Source organism: Myxococcus eversor (assembly GCF_010894455.1).
In the GTDB taxonomy this organism is placed as follows: Bacteria; Myxococcota; Myxococcia; order Myxococcales; family Myxococcaceae; genus Myxococcus; species Myxococcus eversor.
The window spans coordinates 380279-397038 of the sequence record NZ_JAAIXY010000001.1 but is presented as its reverse complement, the minus strand read 5'-3'; the positions used below and the strand labels follow the sequence as shown (position 1 = coordinate 397038).

Genomic DNA, 16760 nt, shown 5'->3' with positions numbered 1-16760 from the left:
CGCTACGCCGCCACGCGCTCCACGCAAGCGGGCACGTCGTTCGTGGGGATGTTGACCACGCGCGAGACTTCGTAGGCCTCCATCCCGCCGTCGACGGCGGGCACCAGCAGCGGCAACAACACCGCCGCCTCCTGGGGCTCCGGACGCAGCCACACCTCCTGCGCTTGTGGCGACAGGATGACGGGCATCCGGTCATGGATGGGCGCCATCAGCGCATTGGGCCCCGTGGTGATGATGGTGCACGTGCGCAGCACCTCACCCGTGTCCGGCGCCGTCCACTCCTCCCACAGCCCCGCGAGCGCCAGGGGCTTGCCGTCCTCGCGGTGGAAGAGGAAGGGCGTCTTCGGCTTCGTGGATTGCTTCCACTCGTACCAGCCGTCCACCATCACCAGACAGCGCCGACGCTTGAGCGCGCTGCGGAAGCTGGGCTTCTCCGCCACCGTCTCGCCTCGCGCGTTGATGAGCTTGTTGCCGATGCTCGCGTCCTTCGCCCACGAGGGGATGAGCCCCCAACGGAACGCGTCCAACATCCGCGCGCCGTCGTTCGGCACCACGGGCATCAGCTGCGTGGGCGCCAGGTTGAAGCGCGGGCGGTCCACCGCCGCGCGAATGCCCGCGAGCCCCAGCTCCACCACGAGCTGGTCTGGAGAAGTCCGAACGGTGACACGGCCGCACATGGGCCCGGAGTATCTCCCTGTCCACGGAGAGACCCAAGCAATCCGTGAAGGGCCGCCCTGGCGGCAACCGGCCTGCCGACGCGGTAGACTCCAGGGAATGAGCGATGACAACCGTTCGAGCTTCGGCGGACCGTCGGAGCCGAAGAAGAATCCGAAGGTGTTCGGCGTCCCCGTGAAGATTGACCCGTACACCTCCGTGCGCCCGGAGCACCCCACCGGCGAGTACGGCATGCCCAACACGTCCACGAAGAAGAAGAGCGACAAGCCCTTCGACCCCTTCGCCGTCGTCATCGAGTCACCAGAAGGTGGCACCTGAACGACGCGGCGCGCTGAAACCGGCACCTCGTCCGCCGCCCCTGGTCTACATAGGCGGGCCATGAACCGGTTCACACTCCTGTCCCTCTGTGCCGCCTCGCTCATCGCCTGCGCGGAACGCCCCACCAAGCAGTCCCCAGACGCGGATGCGAGCCCTCCCGCGCCGCGCGCGGAAGCACAGGCGCCCGCCGTCGCGCCTCCCCCCGCTCAAGCCGTGGGAGCCCCGGACTCCGGAGCGATGGCGGACGCCACCGGGCCCTCGGATGCGAGCACCGCGAAGTGCTCGGCGATGGGCCTGCCAGTGCGCCCAGCGACCACCGGAGGCCCCCCGCCGCCGCCCAAGGCCGTGCAGAGCATGCGCGAGCGCATCATGGCCGCCGCCAGGGCCTGCGACTACGCGGAGCTGGCGAAGCTGGTCGACGAGAAGGGCAAGAGCGTGCGCTTCTCCTTCGGTGACGGGGACGACGCGGTGGCCTACTGGAAGGAACAGGAGGCCCAGGGCGAGCCCGCCCTCGCGCGCATCGTCCAGGTGCTGGAGCTGCCCTACGCGAAGGAGGGGGACATCTACTACTGGCCCTGGCTTCACGTCACGGGGCTCAAGACTCCGCAGGACCGCAAGGCCCTCGCCGGCATCTATTCCGACGCGGAGTTGAAGGGCATGCAGGAGGCCTTCGACGATGCCTATGTCGGCCTGCGCGTGGGCATCAGCAAGACGGGTGACTGGCAGCTCGCCGTCTCCGGAGACTGAGCTCCCTCCGCCGTTCGCCGCTCCAGGCCCACCACTCGCCGCGCGTTACATGCCATTGCCTGCACGCCCCGGAAAGGGCGATGCGCGCGGCGACATCCTGGCGAGCATGAGAAGACTCTCGCTGTCGCTCGTGCTCGTCGCCCTGCTCTTCGCCTCCACCGCACGCTCCGCCGAGGACACCGCCCGGCCCCGCGTCCAAGCCGCCCTGGAGGCCATGGGCGGGGAAGCCCGGCTGCGGTCCCTCTCCAGCCTGCGAATCCATGGCATCGGCCACTGGAATCTCCTGGAGCAATCCGAGCGCCCCACTCCCCCCTGGCTCGTCTCGTACGAGCAGCTCGAGGAGGTGCGAGACCTCCGCCAGCGCCGGCTTCGACAGCAGACGGAGGGCCGGGGCGCGGGCGGACTCGACACGTGGCAGGCCGTGACGCTGGTGATGGCGGACGGAGTCGTCGCCATGGAGCGCGGGGGAAAGCTGTACCCCGCTGGCGCCGCGCAGCTCCAGGACATGGAGGAGCGCCTCGACTTCGCTCCCGAGCGGGTCCTCTTCACCGCGCTGGCGGCCACGGATTTGCGCTCCGCTCCCGACACCGTGTTGCAGGACGTACCCCACCATGTGGTGACGTTCCACCAGGGACGCGCGACGGCGAAGCTGTTCCTCAATGCCCGCACCGGACTGCCCACGCAGGTGGAGACCGTGGACGCGCACCCCGGAGACTTCTTCTGGAGCGTCTGGGGTGACGTGCGCACCCGGCTGTCCTTCCAGTCGTGGTCTCTCGAGTCCGGCGGCCTTCGCTACCCGCGCCACTGGGAATGGGAGCGCAATGGCAACGCGTATCACTCCTTCACGGTGACGCGGCTGGAGCTGGACCCCACGCTGACCGAGGCGGACTTCGCCATCCCGGAGGACGTGCGCAAGGGTTTCGCGACGCGGAGCAAGACGACGGCGGAGTCCGCGCCACTGGGTCGGCCCGACCGTCCCGCCGTCGAGCTGGTCCCCGGCGTGGTGCACCTGCCCGGCGCCTGGGACGTGGCGCTCGTGCAGCAGGAGGATGGCCTGGTCATCATCGAGGCGCCGCTGTCCTCGGGTTATTCCTCACGGGTGCTGGACGAAGCCCAGCGGCGCTTCCCTGGCGTGAAGGTGAAGGCCGTGGTGTCCACCAGCGATGCGTGGCCGCACGTCGGTGGCCTGCGGGAGTACGTCGCTCGCGGAGTGCCTCTCCATGTGCTGGACCTCAACCGTCCGCTGGTGGAGCGGCTGCTGAAGGCGCCACGCACCCTCACTCCGGATGCGCTCGCGAAGTCGCCTCGCTCCGCGATGATTCGGCCCGTGGGCGCACGCACCACGCTGGGCTCGGGGAAGAACCGTCTGGAGCTGGTGCCGGTGCGCACCGAGACGGGAGAACGCATGCTCTTCGTCTGGTTCCCCGAGCATCACCTCCTGTACACCAGTGACCTGGTGCAGCCGCTGCCGGACGGCTCGTTCTTCAACGTGCAGCAGATCTCCGAGACAGTGGACGTGGCGGCGCGCGAGAAGCTGGAGGTGGCCCGGGTCTTTGGGATGCACTTGAGTGCCAGCGAGTGGTCCCGCCTCGCTACCGCAGTGGAGAAGACCCGCGCTCCAGCGCCCTGACGCGCTCCACTCCACCCGTGTGTGCGAAGATGGTCGAGGGCTGATTCCACGCGGCGGACCTCGAGCGAGCGCACACGATGGCGAACAGCGGTTCACTGACCATCCCCGCCTGGATGGGGAAACTGGATGCCACGGTCGAGACCCTCCTGGATGCACGCGACGTCTTCCAGGAGCGGACCGTGGATGTCGCCGACATCGCGACACGACTGGAGGTCTACGGCTTTCGTCTCAACGCCATCGCCGAGGCCGTGATGCATACCCTGGGCGGGTTGACCTTGACTGGCCTCGGACACCGCAAGTTGAAGTTCGATGCCGTCGAAGCGGCGTCATGGTTCGACGAATCCGCCATCCCCTACGCCAGGAAGTACTTCTCGGACAGCGTGACTCCGGTCGCGACCACCGACTTCACCATCATCCTCGTGTCGGCGGATGGCACGTGGTGGGCCCTGGACGAGCTGTGGATTCAGTACTTCAAGCTGCGGGGCTTCAACGAGGTGGTGCGCCTGAAGCTCCTGGGAGAGCGCACAGCCGGGGAGCTGGTGACACTGCAAGGGGAGATGCTTCCGGCCCAGTCTCGCTGAGACGCGCCACACGTGGTCCGCTCCACCAGCGTCCTGAGCGCCCCTGCTCAGCGAGCCCGGCCGAGCCTGCGCTCCAGCACGTCCTTGCGCCCCCGGCTCACACGCAGCCGCTGCCCCGTGCTCAGCACCACCACCATCTCCGTGGGCGAGTCGTGGTGCAGCTCGCGGATGCGCTCCACGTTGACGATGACCGAGCGGTGGATGCGCACGAAGCGCTCCGCATCCAGCCGGGACTCCAGCGCCGCGAGGCTCTCTCGCAGCACATGCTCCCGCTCCCCGACGTGCAACGTGACGCAGTAGTCGTCGGCCCCAATCCAGTCGATATCCGCCACCGGCACGAGCACTGAGCGAGTGCCCACCTTCACCAACAACCGGTCCAGGGCCTCGTCCGGACGCACCGGGTCCAATGAAGCGGTGGCCCCCATCCCCTGCGCGGGAGCCGCGTCCGCCAGCAGTGCGGCGAGCTTCCGCCCCAGCTCCACCGCCTCTCCCTGGCGCAGTCGCTGGCGGGCCCGATTCAGCGCCTCGTCGAAGCGCTCCTCCGCGAAGGGCTTCACCAGATAGTCCACCGCGTGCATGTCGAAGGCCCGGACGGCGAAGGTGTCGTACGCGGTGATGAAGATGACCGCCGGCATCATCGCCGCGCCCACCTCCCGGACGACGCCGAACCCATCCAGCTCCGGCATCTGCACGTCGAGCAGCACCAGCCGGGGCCGCAGCGCGTGGATGGAGGCCACCGCCTCGCGTCCATCGCGACACTCGCCACACACCGTCATGTCCACGTGTCGGCTCAGCGCCTGCCGCAGCCCTCGCCGGGCCAGCGGCTCATCATCCACCAGCAGGACACTCAGCTCAGCCACGCGCGGCCCCCACCTCGGACACCGTGGCGACGGAGTGGAACGGCAGCGTGACGGTGGCGACCGTGCCCACGCCTTCCCTCGGTGGAGCGACGACGACACGCCCCGCGTCGCCATAGAGTTGCGACAAGCGCGCCCGCGTGTTGGACAGGCCGATGCCCGGGCTGCGCTCCAGGTCGAAGCCCGCCGGAAGCCCCGGCCCGTCGTCCTCCACCTCCAGCGCCAGCGCCGCTCCCTGGCGACGCGCGCGAATGTGCAGCACACCCGCCGCCGAGCGAGCGGAGACGCCGTGCCGGATGGCGTTCTCCACCAAGGGCTGGAGCACCAGGTGCGGCACCCGCGCGTCCAGGAGCGCCTCGTCCACGTCCCAGTCGACACGCAAGCGGTCCTGGAAGCGAAGCTGTTGAATCTCCAGGTAGCGCGACAGCACCGCGACCTCTTCTCGCAATGAGACCTCCTGCGTGGCGCCCTGCCGCAACAACCCGCGAAGGATGTCCGAGAGCAGCACGAGCATCCTCGCGGCCGTGTCCGTCTCCTGCTCGCGCACCAGCACGACGATGGCGTTGAGCGTGTTGAACAAGAAGTGAGGATGGAGCTGGACCTGGAGCGCCTGGAGCCGGGCCTCCGAGAGCTCGATGGCGAGCACTGCCGCCTGACGCTCCTTCTCTCGCGCCCTCTGCTGGGAAGCGAGCGACTGTGCCACGCCGACCACCGCCGCGTAGGTCATCGCCATCATCGGCAACCAACCCAGCCAGAAGCGCAGCAGCATCGGCGCGAAGGACAGTCCACTCCCGCTCATTCCCGGGGCGAAGGCGCGCTGGCAGACGGTGTACACGAGCGCGAAGAGGCTCCCCACGCCCAGACAGGCCAGCAGGTGGCCCGCCCAGGCCCGCACCTGGAAGGGACGCCCCAGGCGCCAACGGCGGGCGAGCTGGAAGACGAGCGGCGTGGCGAACACCCAGACGTACCAGGCCGGGAGCTGCGACAGGAAGGCGCGCCAGGGCGCCAGGGGCCTGGGGCCCGACTGGCTGAAGAAGTACGTCTCCAGGGCCGACAGCGCCCCCGGCGCGGTCCACACCGCGACCCACGTCAGCCATCGCCGCCACGTGGAGGACGTCGTCTGTTCTTCCATCGGTGTCACGGTGCCGCCGAGTCTAACGGAGCCCCGGAGAGAGACCTACGTCGACGTCGCACCCGAGCGTCCGAGGAACATGCCTCCCTCGCCACCTCGGAAGGCCAGGGCACGGGCGGGGGCATCGCTTGCGAGCCCTGGCTCCGGTGCCCACCTGTCGGAGAAGGAGGCCAAGGCCCATGGGACTCGGACGGACGAAGGCGATACCCACCCTGGCGGTGACGGACTTGAAGACGGCCCGGCGGTTCTACAGCGAGGTGCTGGGACTCGAAGAGGTGCCCGAGCTGGGGGAGGAGGAAGGCGCGGCCATGTTCCGCGTCAGCGGAGATTCCTTCCTGCTGCTCTATGAGCGCTCGACGCCCTCCGGCTCCACGGCCACCGCATGCTCGTTCCCCGTGGAGGACGTGGAGGCGACCGCGGACAGCCTGCGGCTCGCTGGAGTGAAGCTGGAGGACTACGACATTCCGGAGATGGGCATCCAGACACGCAATGGCGTCGCCACCATGGGTGACATCAAGTCCGCGTGGTTCAAGGACCCCTCTGGAAACATCCTGGCCATCGACAATTCGCTCTCCAGCCTGGAGCAACGCGAGCGCGGGCCGCGCAGGGGCATGCCCGGGGAGGACCTGCACGCCTGAGGCACGGCGAGGGCGCCGCTAGGTCGGCAGCTTGATGCCGGACAGCCGCTGGTACAGCTCCACCGCGAAGCCGTCCGTCATCCCGGAGATGTAGTCCGTGACGCACAGGAGCCGCTGGTACATGGACAGTCGCGCGAGCGCCCCGCCGATGTCCTCGTTGAGCGAGAGCGGCTTGTCCGGACGCTGGAACAACTCCAGGGGGAGGAGCTGCCGCAGCTTCTTCTCCTCGCGGTTGGGCGTGTCCGTCACCACCGCCGCCGCGAACATGTCCAACAGCCCGCCCAGGGTCTTGAAGCCCGCGCTCTCGATTTGCAGCACGCGCTCGCTCTCGTAGCCCTGGCGCCGCGTCAGCTCCTTGATGTCCTTCAACGGCACGCGAATCTCTTCCCTTACGGAGATAAGAGAGGTCTCCCATTCGCCCGCCTCCATCGCCTCCACGTGCTCCAGGAACACCCGCACGCACGCCTGGATGAGCACGCCAATCGCTCGCGCCCGGGCCTGCGCCATTCGAGTCTCCGGGTGCGCCGGAGGCGGTCGGGTGTCCGCCTTCTCTGGTGGCAGCACGCGGTCCAGCAGCTCGCAGGCCTCCCTCGTCGGAATCAACCCGAGCTTCGCGGAGTCCTCCAGGTCGATGACCGCGTAGCAGATGTCGTCCGCCGCCTCGACGAGGAAGGCCAGCGGGTGACGAGAGAAGACGCCCTCCTCGCGCTCCCGCAGGCCCGCGGCGCGATAGGCCTCCAGCGCCAGCACGCGGTCGTCCTGGAAGTAACCGAACTTCTTCTCCGACACGCGCCCCTTCACCGGCACGCGACCTCCGGGGAGCACGGACGGGCGTGGGTACTTGCTCATCGCGCCCAACGTCGCGGCCGTGTAGCGCAGGCCGCCGCGCCGCTCGCGAGACTGGAGCCGATTGAGGATGCGGAAGCCCTGCGCGTTGCCCTCGAAGCCCTCCAAGTCCCTCCACTCCTCGGGAGTGCCGAAGGGACTCGGGCGCTGGGACGGCGCGCTTCCCGGCGCGGCGAGATGCTTCTCCACCCAGTGCTGGATGGCCGCCTCGCCCGAGTGGCCGAAGGGCGGGTTGCCGATGTCGTGCGCCAGGCACGCCGCCGCGACGATGGTGCCCAGGTGCGAGGGCTCCACCTTCACGTCCTGCATCTTCAGCCCCCGGCCCGCGAGCTGTCCCAGCGAACGCCCCACGCAGGACGCCTCGATGCTGTGGGTCAGCCGCGTGCGCGTGTAGTCGCTCGACGACAGGGGGAAGACCTGCGTCTTGTCGTGCAGACAACGAAACTCGCTGGAGAAGACGATGCGGTCGTAGTCCACGTCGTACGGCGTGCGCTCATCCAGCAGCAGGTGCTCGTCGGCGACGGGCGGCTTCTCCACGAGCGCCTCCGCCGGCTTCCCGTCCGAGCCCACCCGGTGCCTCGAGAGGAACTGCCGCCACCGCTCCGTCCGACTGCCGCTGCCCACGGATGCCTCACTGTCGCTGCGTGGAAGGACTCCGGGTGTCCATGCTGCTCCGCTCACACGCCGAGGCAAGTTTTCCCGGGAGCTCCCGCCCGGGGCACCTTCACCCACCCCGCCAGGCGGGCGGCGGCTCCGCTGTCCGGGAGGCCTCGTGGTGCTGGACGAGAGCGGACTCCCTGGGCAGCCTGCGCCCCCGGTTCCCTTCCCCACCGGAACCCAAGGAGTCCCACGTATGAAGCTCAAGGCGTTGTGCATCGCCGTGTCGCTGCTGGCCGTCCCTGGCGTGGCCGCCGCGCAGAGCCCTTTCGATTCCATCAAGAAGGCCGCCGGTGACGCGGGCAAGTCCACCGTCGAGAAGCGCGTCAACACCAAGCTCACGGACGAAGCGAAGAAGAACCAGTGCAGCTTCAAGACGGGCACCGCGGAGCTGACGCCCGGCTGCGACGGGAAGCTCAAGAAGCTGGCCAGCGCCCTCATCGACGCGAAGAAGCAGCTCACCAGCGCGGGCGTGAAGACCTACAAGTTCGAAGTCTCGGGCCATACCGACTCGACGGGTGACGCCGCGAAGAACAAGCAACTCAGCGAGCAGCGCGCGGAGGCCATCGTCAAGGAGCTGGTCGCCCGAGGCATCTCCCGTGGAGAAATCATCGCCGTGGGGCTCGGCGCCGACCGCCCCCTGGTGACGCCGGACAACACCGAGGCGAAGAAGGCGAAGAACCGCCGGTACGAGCTCCAGGTCCGCCTGTAGTCGTCCTCACCTCAGTGCGGCGGTGGCGGCGCCGTCCCCGTCATGGCGGGCGGCGTTGCCTGCTCCACGTCGTCGCTCGCGCGCGCGGCCGGGATGAAGGTCATCGCGCGCTCGGCGAGCGCGGTGATGGTGAGCGAGGGGTTGACACCTGGATTGGCGGAGATGGCCGAGCCATCCACGACGAACAGTCCCTCGTAGCCGAAGACGCGGTGGCGATGGTCGATGACGCCCGTCTGGGCCGAATCGCCCATGCAGCAGCCACCGAGGATGTGCGCGGTGGTGGGGATGCCCAGCACCGTCTCGCTGACCATGGTCATCGGGTAGCCGTCGAGCTTGTCGGACACGCGCTTCGCCAGGTCGAACGCCTCCGGCATGTTGGAGGTGGGCGCGGGGCCCGACTGCAGACCCGTGGTGAGTCCCTTGCGCAGCCCGGTCAGCAGCCCTCGGCGCCGCCGCATGCGCAGGTGGCCTTCCAGCGTGCGCATGTAGAGGAGAATCATCGTCCGCCGCGCGAAGTCCGGGACGAACCAGGCCTTGAGGAAGCGCAGCGGATGCCGCGCGAGCAGGGCGAGGAGCCGCGCCACGCGCGTGAGCATCGTCGCCCCGCGCACCTGCGGAGCCATCAGCAGGCGGAAGAACCCGGAGCCCGCGGAGTAGCGCACCGGCTCCAGGTGCGAGCGCTCATCGGTGTGCAGGATGGAGCCGATGGCGATGCCCTTGGAGAGGTCGTGGTCCTTGCGCCCGCTCACGACGCCCACCAGGGCCTCGGAGTTGGTGCGCACGCCGTCTCCCAGCCGCTCGGACAGGCGGGGCAAGCCGTCCGTCCGCTCCTTCAAGCGCAGCAGCAGATCCACGGTCCCCAGCACGCCTCCGGCGAAGACGACGTTGCGCGCGGTGAAGCGCAGCGGCTTCCGGGAGAACAGACCCGTGCCCTGGCGCGCCTCCACCTCGTAGCCGCCGTCCGGCAGCGGGCGCACCCACGTGGCCTCGGTGTCGGCGTGCAGCGTGAGGCCGCGCTTCTCCGCGAGGTGGAGATAGTTGCGGTCCAGCGTGTTCTTCGCGCCGTGGCGACAACCGAGCATGCAGCCGCCGCAGGCGATGCAGCCGGTGCGCTCCGGGCCCTCTCCGCCGAAGTACGGGTCCTTCACGGTGACGCCCGGCTCACCGAAGTACACGGCCACGGTGGAGGGCTCGAAGCCCTCACGGCCGAGGTCCTTGCCCACCTCCGCGAGCACCTGGTCCGGCAGCGTGGTGAGCGGATTGGCCGTCGCGCCGAGCATCCTTCGCGCGGTCCGGTAGTGCCCGGACAGCTCCTCCTTCCAGCTCGCGAGGTGCCCCCACGAGGTGGCCTGGAAGAAGTCGTCCTTCGGCTCGGGAAGCGTGTTCGCGTAGACGAGCGAGCCTCCGCCCACCCCCACGCCGGACAGCACGGTGACGTGGCGGAAGAACGTCATCTTGAACAGGCCGCGCCAGCCCACCTGCGGCATCCACAACCAGCGCTTCAGGTTCCAGTTCGTCTTCGGAAAGTCGGAGGCGAGCAGACGTCGGCCCTTCTCCAGCATCACCACGCGGTAGCCCTTCTCGGTCAACCGCAGCGCGCTGACGCTTCCGCCGAAGCCCGAGCCGATGATGAGCCAATCGCAGTCCATGCGTCTCCCGTCCTCACGTTCCGATGCGCCACCACCCCAAGTCGTCGCGACCGGGGCGCCGGGCTCGGCGGGAGCACTCTATGCGAAACGCCTCGGCCCTCAGGGCGACATGAAACCCGCCTGCACGTCGTGACGCCCGCTTGTCCGGCAGGGTGTCCTAAATCGTGATTTCTCCGGCCGCTCGTTCGGGGCGGGCGTTCCTGGTCCGCCGCTCGTCGCCCTCGGGAGGCTGCTGGCGTCGTTGAAAGGCGTGGTGCGCGAGCGGGCGAGTCCCGGTGACCCCTGGCGCCGTCACCTCGGAGCCGATGACGCGCGACGGATGGCGCCACCTGCTCACGGGGACTCGCGCGGGATGACGACATATGGTCCGGCCATGCCCCACGACGCCTTCATCACGAGCCTGGGAAAGTTCCTGCCGGGCGAGCCCATCACCAACGAGCAGATGGAGGACTATCTCGGCAAGGTCAGGGGGAAGCCCTCCCGGGCGCGGGCCCGTGTGCTGTCGCAGAACGGCATCACCCAGCGCCACTACGCCATCGACCGGGAGCAGCGCAGCCTGTTCCGCAACTGGGACCTGGCGGTCCACGCCATCCACGATGCGCTGTCACGCTCACCCATCTCCTTGGGGGAGATGGACCTGCTCGTCACCGCGACCACCCAGGCGGACCTGGTGTTGCCCGGCTTCGCCAGCCAGGTGCACCGCGCGCTGGGAGGGCCCGCGTGTGAGGTGGCGTCGCTCCAGGGCATCTGCTCCAGCGGGATGCAGGCGCTGCGGGCGGCCACGCTCCAGGTCGCCAGTGGAGAGGCTCGGCGCGCCGTCGTCTGTGCCAGCGAGTTGGTGAGTCGGTTGCTGAAGGCCAGCCACTACGAGGAGGTCACGGGTGAGGACACCGTGCCCTTCGAGGCGGAGTTCCTGCGCTGGATGCTCTCGGATGGAGCGGGCGCCGCCGTGGTGCAGGACCGACCACACCCGACGCGGCCCAGCTTGAAGGTGGAGTGGATGGACATCCGCTCTCACGCGAACCGGCATGAACTGGGCATGTACGTGGGCGCGAACCGGGGAGCGGATGGTGGCTTCGGGCCGGGGTGGATTGACTCGCCGACGTTCGGCGAGGCGGCTGCTTCGGGGGCCTTCAACATCAAGCAGGACATCCGCCGGTTGGAGTCGTTGGTCGCGCTGGGCGTGGATGGCTTTTTCGCGTTGATGGACCAGGGCCGGCTCAAGCCGGACGAAGTGGACTGGTTCTGCATCCACTACTCCTCGCACTTCTTCAAGCAGCCCATCGTCAAGCTGCTGGAGCGGGGTGGCGTGCGCATCCCCGAGGAGCGCTGGTTCACCAACCTCTCCACGCGAGGCAACACGGGCTGCGCGTCCATCTTCTTGATGCTGGAGGAGCTGGTGAACGAGGGGCGCGTGCGCCCGGGGCAGCGCATCTTTTGCATGGTCCCCGAGAGCGGCGGCTTCATCGCCTGCTATGCGATGCTCACCGTCATTGCGCCAGCACGGTCCCTCGTCCCCGACGTGGGTGTCTCGACTCCAGCCGCGAACACGCAGACCCCCACGAGTGCGGTCTCCGCGGAGCTGGGGCCGCTGCCGTTGAGCCCGAAGGAGGGAGGAGACCCGGTCCGCGAGAAGCTGGTGCGTGAGCTGACGCGGGTGTGGGTGGACTTCGAGGCGAAGCTCCAGCGGGTGCCGGTGCTCGACAAGCTGTCGCGCGGCGTGTTCACCGTGGAGGACTACCGGGAGCTGCTCATCAACATGCGTCAGCAGGTGGTGGAGGGCTCGCGCTGGATTGCCCGCGCGGCGTCGAGCATCACCGCCGAGCACCTGGCATTGCGTTCGTCCTTCATCCGCCACGCGCGGGACGAGCACCGGGACTACGAGATGCTGGAGCGGCACTACGTGTCGGTGGGTGGCGCGCACGAGGCCATCACTCGCGCTCCGAAGAACATTGGCAGTGAGGCGTTGTCGGCGTGGATGTTCCACCGCGCCAGCCAGGAGAACCCGTTCGATTTGCTGGGGGCGATGTTCATCATCGAGGGACTGGGAAGCCGCGTGGCCCGGCGCTGGGGTCTGGCCATCCGGGAGCAGCTGTCACTGGAGGACGAGCAGGTGCGCTTCTTCCTGTACCACGGTGACAACGACGCCACGCATCTGGACCGGCTGGACGGAGCGCTCGGCTCGGGCATCCTCACGCCGGAGCTGGCCGCGCGAATCGTGAAGACGGCGAAGGTGACGGCGCGCCTGTACCTGCTCCAGTTGGAGGAGCTGGGGAATGTCTGAGGCGCGGACGGGGCGCTGCGCGGACTATTCGCTGTCCCGGAGCCAGAACCACCGCTCTCCAGACCGGAGCGCCCCCGCCAGGAACTCGCCAAAGGAATCGGCGATCTTCCGGCAGTAGGCCGGGTCGGGGAAAGCCTCGTTGTAGCCGTCACGAATCGTGTAGCGGCCGTCGGGCTGTTCCCCCACATCCAGCAAGATGAAGTTGCTGTCTCGGACCTCGCCCAGGGTGTACCAGGTCGAAGGTCCGGCCCTGTCGGAGTCATCCTTGCGCATGACCCATCGGGCACGACGAAGCTGTGCCAATGGGAAGAATGTGAACGCCGGGTCCTTGAGGTCGAACAGGTCGGCGCCATCGCAATGCAGATAGAAGGCACGAAGATCCGGGTCGAGGCGCCACCCCGCGCTCCGCTCAAACTCTTCGATTTGGGCTGGCGACGCAGGAGGTCGCGCGTGGTGAAGCCGTGACACCTCCGCAAGCATTTCAGCCATCGACATGGGGCTACTTTCCATAGGGATAGTCCGGTCCCACGCTGGACCACGGAGGGTTGTTCGCGTAGCACTGGTTATAGAGCCCGAACAGTTCCTGGTGGATGGCCTTGGGGAACGGAAGGATGTTCTCCCAGTCCGTGGGATTGCCTCCGTGCCAGAGGTCCCTGACGTGATGCCCTTCGTAGAGCCGGCCGTTGGTATCGGTGGGCCAGGCCCCGAAGCGACCTGCCCACTGCTCACGAAAGTCCGTGCGGATGTTGTTCCACCGGCTCCGCGCCGCCTCGGTCTGGGCAGGGTTGAGTGTCGCGTAGTTGCAACAGCAGTGCGTCATCCCAAACCGGCTTCCAGCTCGCACCAGCGTGCCCTGAAAATCCATCTTCACGTCCGCCAGCCACATGCAGCCCTGGAGCGCATACCCGTCCCCTGCGCACTTGCCCCGGCAATAGTTCATCAGTTGCTGGCTGCACTGCCAGGGACCAAAGTAGATGACGGTGCGGAACTGTCCTCCTCCGGGAGCGTTCACCAGCGGGCCCACCCATTTCTGGACCAAGCTGGTGGTCTTGGGAAGCGGGCCCTCCGCGCAGGCAGCCAGCAGGAACTCGAGCGTGGAGAGCGCCAGGAGGCACCAAGATGCCATGGGGTTCTTGGTTTTCATGACACGCATTCTATTGTGCGGGCCTCACGTGTCCCGCTGCCCCAGTGAGCCATGGACCCCATCGAGCTGCTGAACAATCAACCGCATGACCCGAGGGACCCGGACCCCTGGGTGGCGCTGTTCCTGGACCGCAGCCTGCCCATGCACGAGCGCACCAAGGCCGCCCTGCTCGTGGACCAGCGCTCACGCTCGCGCCAGTTCCTGCTGCCCGTCGTCCGGCCCCTCGCGCGGATCTACATCGTCCTCTTCCAGGTGATGAAGATCTTCATCCCCAACCGCTTCACCTCGTCGAAGTGGCTCCACCGGCTCCTCGCCTGGGGCCTGCGCGTCTGGGTCAGCCCCGAGGCGAACTTCCTCATCCTGCGCCACTTCCACGTCGGCTCGGAGATCCTCGACTTCGTCGCCCGGAACACGAAGGAGCTGAACGTCCCCACCAACCCCATCCGCCCGACGAACCTGGAGCACGTCAAGGAGGAGATCTTCCTCAACCACGACCTCAACCTCTTCAACTTCGTCATCCGCCTGAACCGCGCACTGCGAGACCAGGGCAAGACGCTCACCCCTCCCGCCAGGCTCGACTTCAGCGGCGTGTCCGACGAGTTCCCCCTGGAGGAACTGCCCGACCGGTGGACGAACTTCCTGGACCTCCAGTCCGCGATTGAAGTCTTCACCCCCGTCTACCAACTGTTCCTCACCGACCGGGACTTCTGGCGCGCGAGCAACTCCCTGCAACTGGATGAGACCATCGCCATCTACGTCGCCACGCTCCTCCAGGCGCCAGGACTCGTCGCGCTGGTGAACAACCGCCACCCCATGGTGCCCCTCACGACTCTGCGCGCGGGCTTCCGCCTCATGCTCCACGGCCTGTCCGCGGAGTCACTCCACGCCTTCCTCGTCGAGTGCAAACACGGCCGGATGCCCCAGCTCGCCCGCGTCGTCGCACCGAACTTCCAGCCCTCCTCTCCCGAAGCGGCCTGACACCCTCGGCCCCTCCCCGCGGCGGGCGCTGCTGTTGACCCGGAAGTCCGCCGTGCATCACCGCACGGCGGACCTCCAAGCCGTCATCGTCGCGACGCCATCTTTCGAGCACGACGCGCGGCCGGAGTGTTCGCCACGTACTGCTGCCCCCGGCGTGACGCCGCGCGCTTGCGGCGGTCCGTGGCCTGCTTCTGCCTCGAGCTGAGCTGGTCCCACGCCTTCTTCGGAAGGTAGCGAGCGGTGGTGGCGCCCCGACGCGCACGTGTGGCGCCCGTCCGAGTCCCCCACTCCTCACGGGTCCACGCCGTCAGCGACTTCTGGGTCCCCGTCTTCCGGCCGCGATAGCCGCCTCCGGCCTTCGCGTACTCCGTCGCCAGGAGCTGCGCCTTGCGAGCGCTCCACTGTCCCGCGCGTCCGCCCCGGGTCCCCGCCATGAGGCGCTTCTTGAGGCGCTCCCTCAGCGCGGGCCGCGTATACCGGCTGCTGCTCGCGGTGGTGGCACGAGTCCCCACGCGGCGCCGACTCGTCGTGCTGACGCGGCGCGCCTTGGTGCTGCTCGTGCGGGATACCGTCCGCTTCTTCCGGGGCATCATCGTGCGGGTGCGCGTCGAGGCGCGCGTGCTCTTCCTGGCAACCATCAAGGCCCCCTCCCAGTGACTGGGCTGCGCGCCACAGTTGGGGACGGACAGAACCGCTCGCAATCGCCCTCTTCGCCCGCCTGCCCGCGACATCGAGGGCCTGCTCCCTCCGTCGCCCTGACGCACTCAGTCGGGATGGGGTTCCGCGGGACGGAAGAGCGCGCACGCCCGCACCGGCTGCGGCGGGTACTTCCCTGGCAGCAGCGGGCACATGATGAAGACGGAGGTCCGCGTCTGGACGTAACGCGGAGGCGCCGCACAGCGGTGGCAGAGGCTCTCCGGGAATGGGAGGGACTCGGGCGGTGGCGTCGTCATGGACTCACACATCTCACAATTCGAGGAAACAAAACGAAGGCGACTGCGGACAATTCAAATGACTCAGCCCCCCTCTCCACGAGGAGTCACGCGATGGCCCCTGTTCGCATCCAGAATCAACGGACTGTTCCCTATCGCCGGCCCGAGGAGGAAGTGGCGCCCAAGGCCCAGGCGAAGCCGGTGGCGGCACAGTCGGTGGCCTCGCCCATCGTCGATGAGTTCATTCCCTCCGCGGCCATCCCCGGCAAGGAGGTCCTCAAGAAGGTCCTGGACGCCGCCGAGAAGCTCGAGGGCAAGCCACTGACGGACGCGCAGAAGAAGGACCTGAAGGGCGTCTTCGGAGACAGCGTGGACCTGGACAAGGTCCGCGTGGTGGAGGGCCCCGCGTCCCTCTTCGACAACCTGAGTCGCTACACGCCCGCCTTCACCGCGGGGAACAAGATTCTCGTCAACCCGAAGGCGCAGGACGGCTCTCCGACGAACTTCCCGCCGTCGAAGGACCTGCTCACCCACGAGGCCACCCACGTCTGGCAGTACCAGAACCATGGCGCGGATTACGCCGCCAAGGCCCTGGTCGCCCAGAGCGCGGGACAGGGCTACGACTGGGAAGCGGGTGCCAAGGACGGCAAGAAGTGGGGAGACCTCAACCCCGAGCAGCAGGGCGAGCTCATCCAGGACGCCGTCAGGCAGGGCTACTTCGACGGCAAGCGTCCGTTCATCGGAGAGAGCGGCAAGGACCAGACCGCGTATCTCGACGCGGCGGTGAAGGAGCTGCGCGCGGGCAAGGGCGACCCGAACTGGGACTTCTCCAAGGCCACCGGCGAGCTGAAGGAGCTCAAGGACCAGATTGTCAAAGGCCTGAAGGACGCGGGCAAGCAGGTCTGGGACAACGTGACGGAGCCCCTCGAGAAGGCCAAGGACCGCTTCCTGGACTGGGTTCGTCCGAAGTGGCTGTGAGG

The 16760-nt window shown here is 68.1% G+C and carries 19 protein-coding genes; 10 read left to right on the top strand and 9 right to left on the bottom strand.

Going from position 1 to position 16760, the window contains the following annotated elements; genetic code table 11:
* Positions 1 to 2: 2 nt before the first annotated feature.
* The gene (locus G4D83_RS01600; protein ID WP_163861816.1) at positions 3 to 677 is read right to left on the bottom strand and encodes an SOS response-associated peptidase; all 675 of its coding nucleotides are present in this window, start codon (positions 675 to 677) and stop codon (positions 3 to 5) included.
* Between the two features lie 97 nt (positions 678 to 774).
* On the opposite strand from G4D83_RS01600, the gene G4D83_RS01595 reads away from it, so the two are divergent.
* The 4 genes from G4D83_RS01595 (at position 775) to G4D83_RS01580 (ending at position 3951) form a co-directional block, all read left to right on the top strand.
* The gene (locus G4D83_RS01595; RefSeq protein WP_163861815.1) at positions 775 to 993 is read left to right on the top strand and encodes a hypothetical protein; all 219 of its coding nucleotides are present in this window, start codon (positions 775 to 777) and stop codon (positions 991 to 993) included.
* 60 nt (positions 994 to 1053) lie between these two features.
* Entirely contained in the window at positions 1054 to 1740 is a 687-nt protein-coding gene (locus G4D83_RS45830; protein ID WP_240356090.1) for a hypothetical protein, read from the top strand.
* A gap of 106 nt (positions 1741 to 1846) precedes the next feature.
* Positions 1847 to 3370 (top strand): MBL fold metallo-hydrolase, encoded by a 1524-nt coding sequence (locus G4D83_RS01585; RefSeq protein ID WP_163861813.1) that lies wholly within the window; start codon positions 1847 to 1849, stop codon positions 3368 to 3370.
* A gap of 77 nt (positions 3371 to 3447) precedes the next feature.
* Positions 3448 to 3951 carry a hypothetical protein gene (locus tag G4D83_RS01580; protein WP_163861810.1) on the top strand — a complete coding sequence of 168 codons (504 nt, stop codon included), beginning with the start codon at positions 3448 to 3450 and terminating at the stop codon, positions 3949 to 3951.
* A 47-nt stretch (positions 3952 to 3998) separates the two neighbouring features.
* Here G4D83_RS01580 and G4D83_RS01575 read toward each other — a convergent pair whose 3' ends face one another.
* Together G4D83_RS01575 and G4D83_RS01570 are read right to left on the bottom strand one after the other, a co-directional pair.
* Complete coding sequence (locus G4D83_RS01575) at positions 3999 to 4811, bottom strand: LytR/AlgR family response regulator transcription factor (protein WP_163861807.1); 813 nt, start codon at positions 4809 to 4811, stop codon at positions 3999 to 4001.
* Positions 4804 to 5940, bottom strand: coding sequence for a sensor histidine kinase (locus G4D83_RS01570; RefSeq protein ID WP_163861804.1), 1137 nt, complete (start codon positions 5938 to 5940; stop codon positions 4804 to 4806). The genes G4D83_RS01575 and G4D83_RS01570 overlap by 8 nt, the downstream gene beginning before the upstream one ends.
* Before the next feature lie 179 nt (positions 5941 to 6119).
* Between G4D83_RS01570 and G4D83_RS01565 the strand changes: the two genes are divergently transcribed.
* Entirely contained in the window at positions 6120 to 6578 is a 459-nt protein-coding gene (locus tag G4D83_RS01565; RefSeq protein WP_163861801.1) for a VOC family protein, read from the top strand.
* Positions 6579 to 6596: 18 nt separating this feature from the next.
* Here the strand turns inward: G4D83_RS01565 and dgt are convergent, their stop codons facing one another.
* The gene (gene dgt / locus G4D83_RS01560; RefSeq protein WP_205522548.1) at positions 6597 to 8048 is read right to left on the bottom strand and encodes a dGTP triphosphohydrolase; all 1452 of its coding nucleotides are present in this window, start codon (positions 8046 to 8048) and stop codon (positions 6597 to 6599) included.
* Between the two features lie 229 nt (positions 8049 to 8277).
* Between dgt and G4D83_RS01555 the strand changes: the two genes are divergently transcribed.
* Entirely contained in the window at positions 8278 to 8793 is a 516-nt protein-coding gene (locus G4D83_RS01555; RefSeq protein WP_163861798.1) for an OmpA family protein, read from the top strand.
* Positions 8794 to 8804: 11 nt separating this feature from the next.
* Here G4D83_RS01555 and G4D83_RS01550 read toward each other — a convergent pair whose 3' ends face one another.
* Positions 8805 to 10442 (bottom strand): GMC family oxidoreductase, encoded by a 1638-nt coding sequence (locus G4D83_RS01550; protein ID WP_163861795.1) that lies wholly within the window; start codon positions 10440 to 10442, stop codon positions 8805 to 8807.
* Positions 10443 to 10794: 352 nt separating this feature from the next.
* Between G4D83_RS01550 and G4D83_RS01545 the strand changes: the two genes are divergently transcribed.
* A complete protein-coding gene (locus tag G4D83_RS01545; RefSeq protein ID WP_240356089.1) occupies positions 10795 to 12726 on the top strand; it encodes a 3-oxoacyl-[acyl-carrier-protein] synthase III C-terminal domain-containing protein in 1932 nt (643 codons plus the stop codon).
* Positions 12727 to 12750: 24 nt separating this feature from the next.
* Here the strand turns inward: G4D83_RS01545 and G4D83_RS01540 are convergent, their stop codons facing one another.
* Positions 12751 to 13221, bottom strand: a complete 471-nt coding sequence (locus G4D83_RS01540; RefSeq protein WP_163861792.1) for an SMI1/KNR4 family protein — start codon at positions 13219 to 13221, stop codon at positions 12751 to 12753.
* 4 nt (positions 13222 to 13225) lie between these two features.
* Positions 13226 to 13870, bottom strand: coding sequence for a hypothetical protein (locus G4D83_RS01535; protein ID WP_240356088.1), 645 nt, complete (start codon positions 13868 to 13870; stop codon positions 13226 to 13228).
* 51 nt (positions 13871 to 13921) lie between these two features.
* On the opposite strand from G4D83_RS01535, the gene G4D83_RS01530 reads away from it, so the two are divergent.
* Entirely contained in the window at positions 13922 to 14848 is a 927-nt protein-coding gene (locus tag G4D83_RS01530; RefSeq protein ID WP_163861789.1) for a DUF6999 family protein, read from the top strand.
* Positions 14849 to 14931: 83 nt separating this feature from the next.
* On the opposite strand, the gene G4D83_RS45825 is transcribed toward G4D83_RS01530, so the two are convergent.
* Positions 14932 to 15282 carry a hypothetical protein gene (locus tag G4D83_RS45825; RefSeq protein WP_240356087.1) on the bottom strand — a complete coding sequence of 117 codons (351 nt, stop codon included), beginning with the start codon at positions 15280 to 15282 and terminating at the stop codon, positions 14932 to 14934.
* Between the two features lie 10 nt (positions 15283 to 15292).
* Here G4D83_RS45825 and G4D83_RS45820 point away from each other — a divergent pair, with 10 nt between their 5' ends.
* Positions 15293 to 15505 carry a hypothetical protein gene (locus G4D83_RS45820; protein WP_240356086.1) on the top strand — a complete coding sequence of 71 codons (213 nt, stop codon included), beginning with the start codon at positions 15293 to 15295 and terminating at the stop codon, positions 15503 to 15505.
* Positions 15506 to 15612: 107 nt separating this feature from the next.
* Here the strand turns inward: G4D83_RS45820 and G4D83_RS01520 are convergent, their stop codons facing one another.
* Positions 15613 to 15801, bottom strand: a complete 189-nt coding sequence (locus G4D83_RS01520) for a hypothetical protein (RefSeq protein ID WP_163861780.1) — start codon at positions 15799 to 15801, stop codon at positions 15613 to 15615.
* Positions 15802 to 15894: 93 nt separating this feature from the next.
* Here G4D83_RS01520 and G4D83_RS01515 point away from each other — a divergent pair, with 93 nt between their 5' ends.
* The gene (locus tag G4D83_RS01515; RefSeq protein ID WP_163861778.1) at positions 15895 to 16758 is read left to right on the top strand and encodes an eCIS core domain-containing protein; all 864 of its coding nucleotides are present in this window, start codon (positions 15895 to 15897) and stop codon (positions 16756 to 16758) included.
* Positions 16759 to 16760 lie beyond the last annotated feature (2 nt).

Excerpts from the sequence above, each read along its gene's own strand:
- G4D83_RS45825 (WP_240356087.1), bottom strand. The coding sequence starts at position 15,282 with ATGGCGGGGACCCGGGGCGGACGCGCGGGACAGTGGAGCGCTCGCAAG.
- G4D83_RS01555 (WP_163861798.1), top strand. The coding sequence starts at position 8,278 with ATGAAGCTCAAGGCGTTGTGCATCGCCGTGTCGCTGCTGGCCGTCCCT.
- G4D83_RS01600 (WP_163861816.1), bottom strand. The coding sequence starts at position 677 with ATGTGCGGCCGTGTCACCGTTCGGACTTCTCCAGACCAGCTCGTGGTG.
- G4D83_RS01535 (WP_240356088.1), bottom strand. The coding sequence starts at position 13,870 with ATGAAAACCAAGAACCCCATGGCATCTTGGTGCCTCCTGGCGCTCTCC.
- G4D83_RS01550 (WP_163861795.1), bottom strand. The coding sequence starts at position 10,442 with ATGGACTGCGATTGGCTCATCATCGGCTCGGGCTTCGGCGGAAGCGTC.
- G4D83_RS01540 (WP_163861792.1), bottom strand. The coding sequence starts at position 13,221 with ATGTCGATGGCTGAAATGCTTGCGGAGGTGTCACGGCTTCACCACGCG.
- G4D83_RS01595 (WP_163861815.1), top strand. The coding sequence starts at position 775 with ATGAGCGATGACAACCGTTCGAGCTTCGGCGGACCGTCGGAGCCGAAG.
- G4D83_RS01530 (WP_163861789.1), top strand. The coding sequence starts at position 13,922 with ATGGACCCCATCGAGCTGCTGAACAATCAACCGCATGACCCGAGGGAC.
- G4D83_RS01570 (WP_163861804.1), bottom strand. The coding sequence starts at position 5,940 with ATGGAAGAACAGACGACGTCCTCCACGTGGCGGCGATGGCTGACGTGG.
- G4D83_RS01515 (WP_163861778.1), top strand. The coding sequence starts at position 15,895 with ATGGCCCCTGTTCGCATCCAGAATCAACGGACTGTTCCCTATCGCCGG.
- G4D83_RS01580 (WP_163861810.1), top strand. The coding sequence starts at position 3,448 with ATGGCGAACAGCGGTTCACTGACCATCCCCGCCTGGATGGGGAAACTG.
- G4D83_RS45830 (WP_240356090.1), top strand. The coding sequence starts at position 1,054 with ATGAACCGGTTCACACTCCTGTCCCTCTGTGCCGCCTCGCTCATCGCC.
- G4D83_RS01565 (WP_163861801.1), top strand. The coding sequence starts at position 6,120 with ATGGGACTCGGACGGACGAAGGCGATACCCACCCTGGCGGTGACGGAC.
- G4D83_RS01520 (WP_163861780.1), bottom strand. The coding sequence starts at position 15,801 with ATGACGACGCCACCGCCCGAGTCCCTCCCATTCCCGGAGAGCCTCTGC.
- G4D83_RS01545 (WP_240356089.1), top strand. The coding sequence starts at position 10,795 with ATGACGACATATGGTCCGGCCATGCCCCACGACGCCTTCATCACGAGC.
- G4D83_RS01585 (WP_163861813.1), top strand. The coding sequence starts at position 1,847 with ATGAGAAGACTCTCGCTGTCGCTCGTGCTCGTCGCCCTGCTCTTCGCC.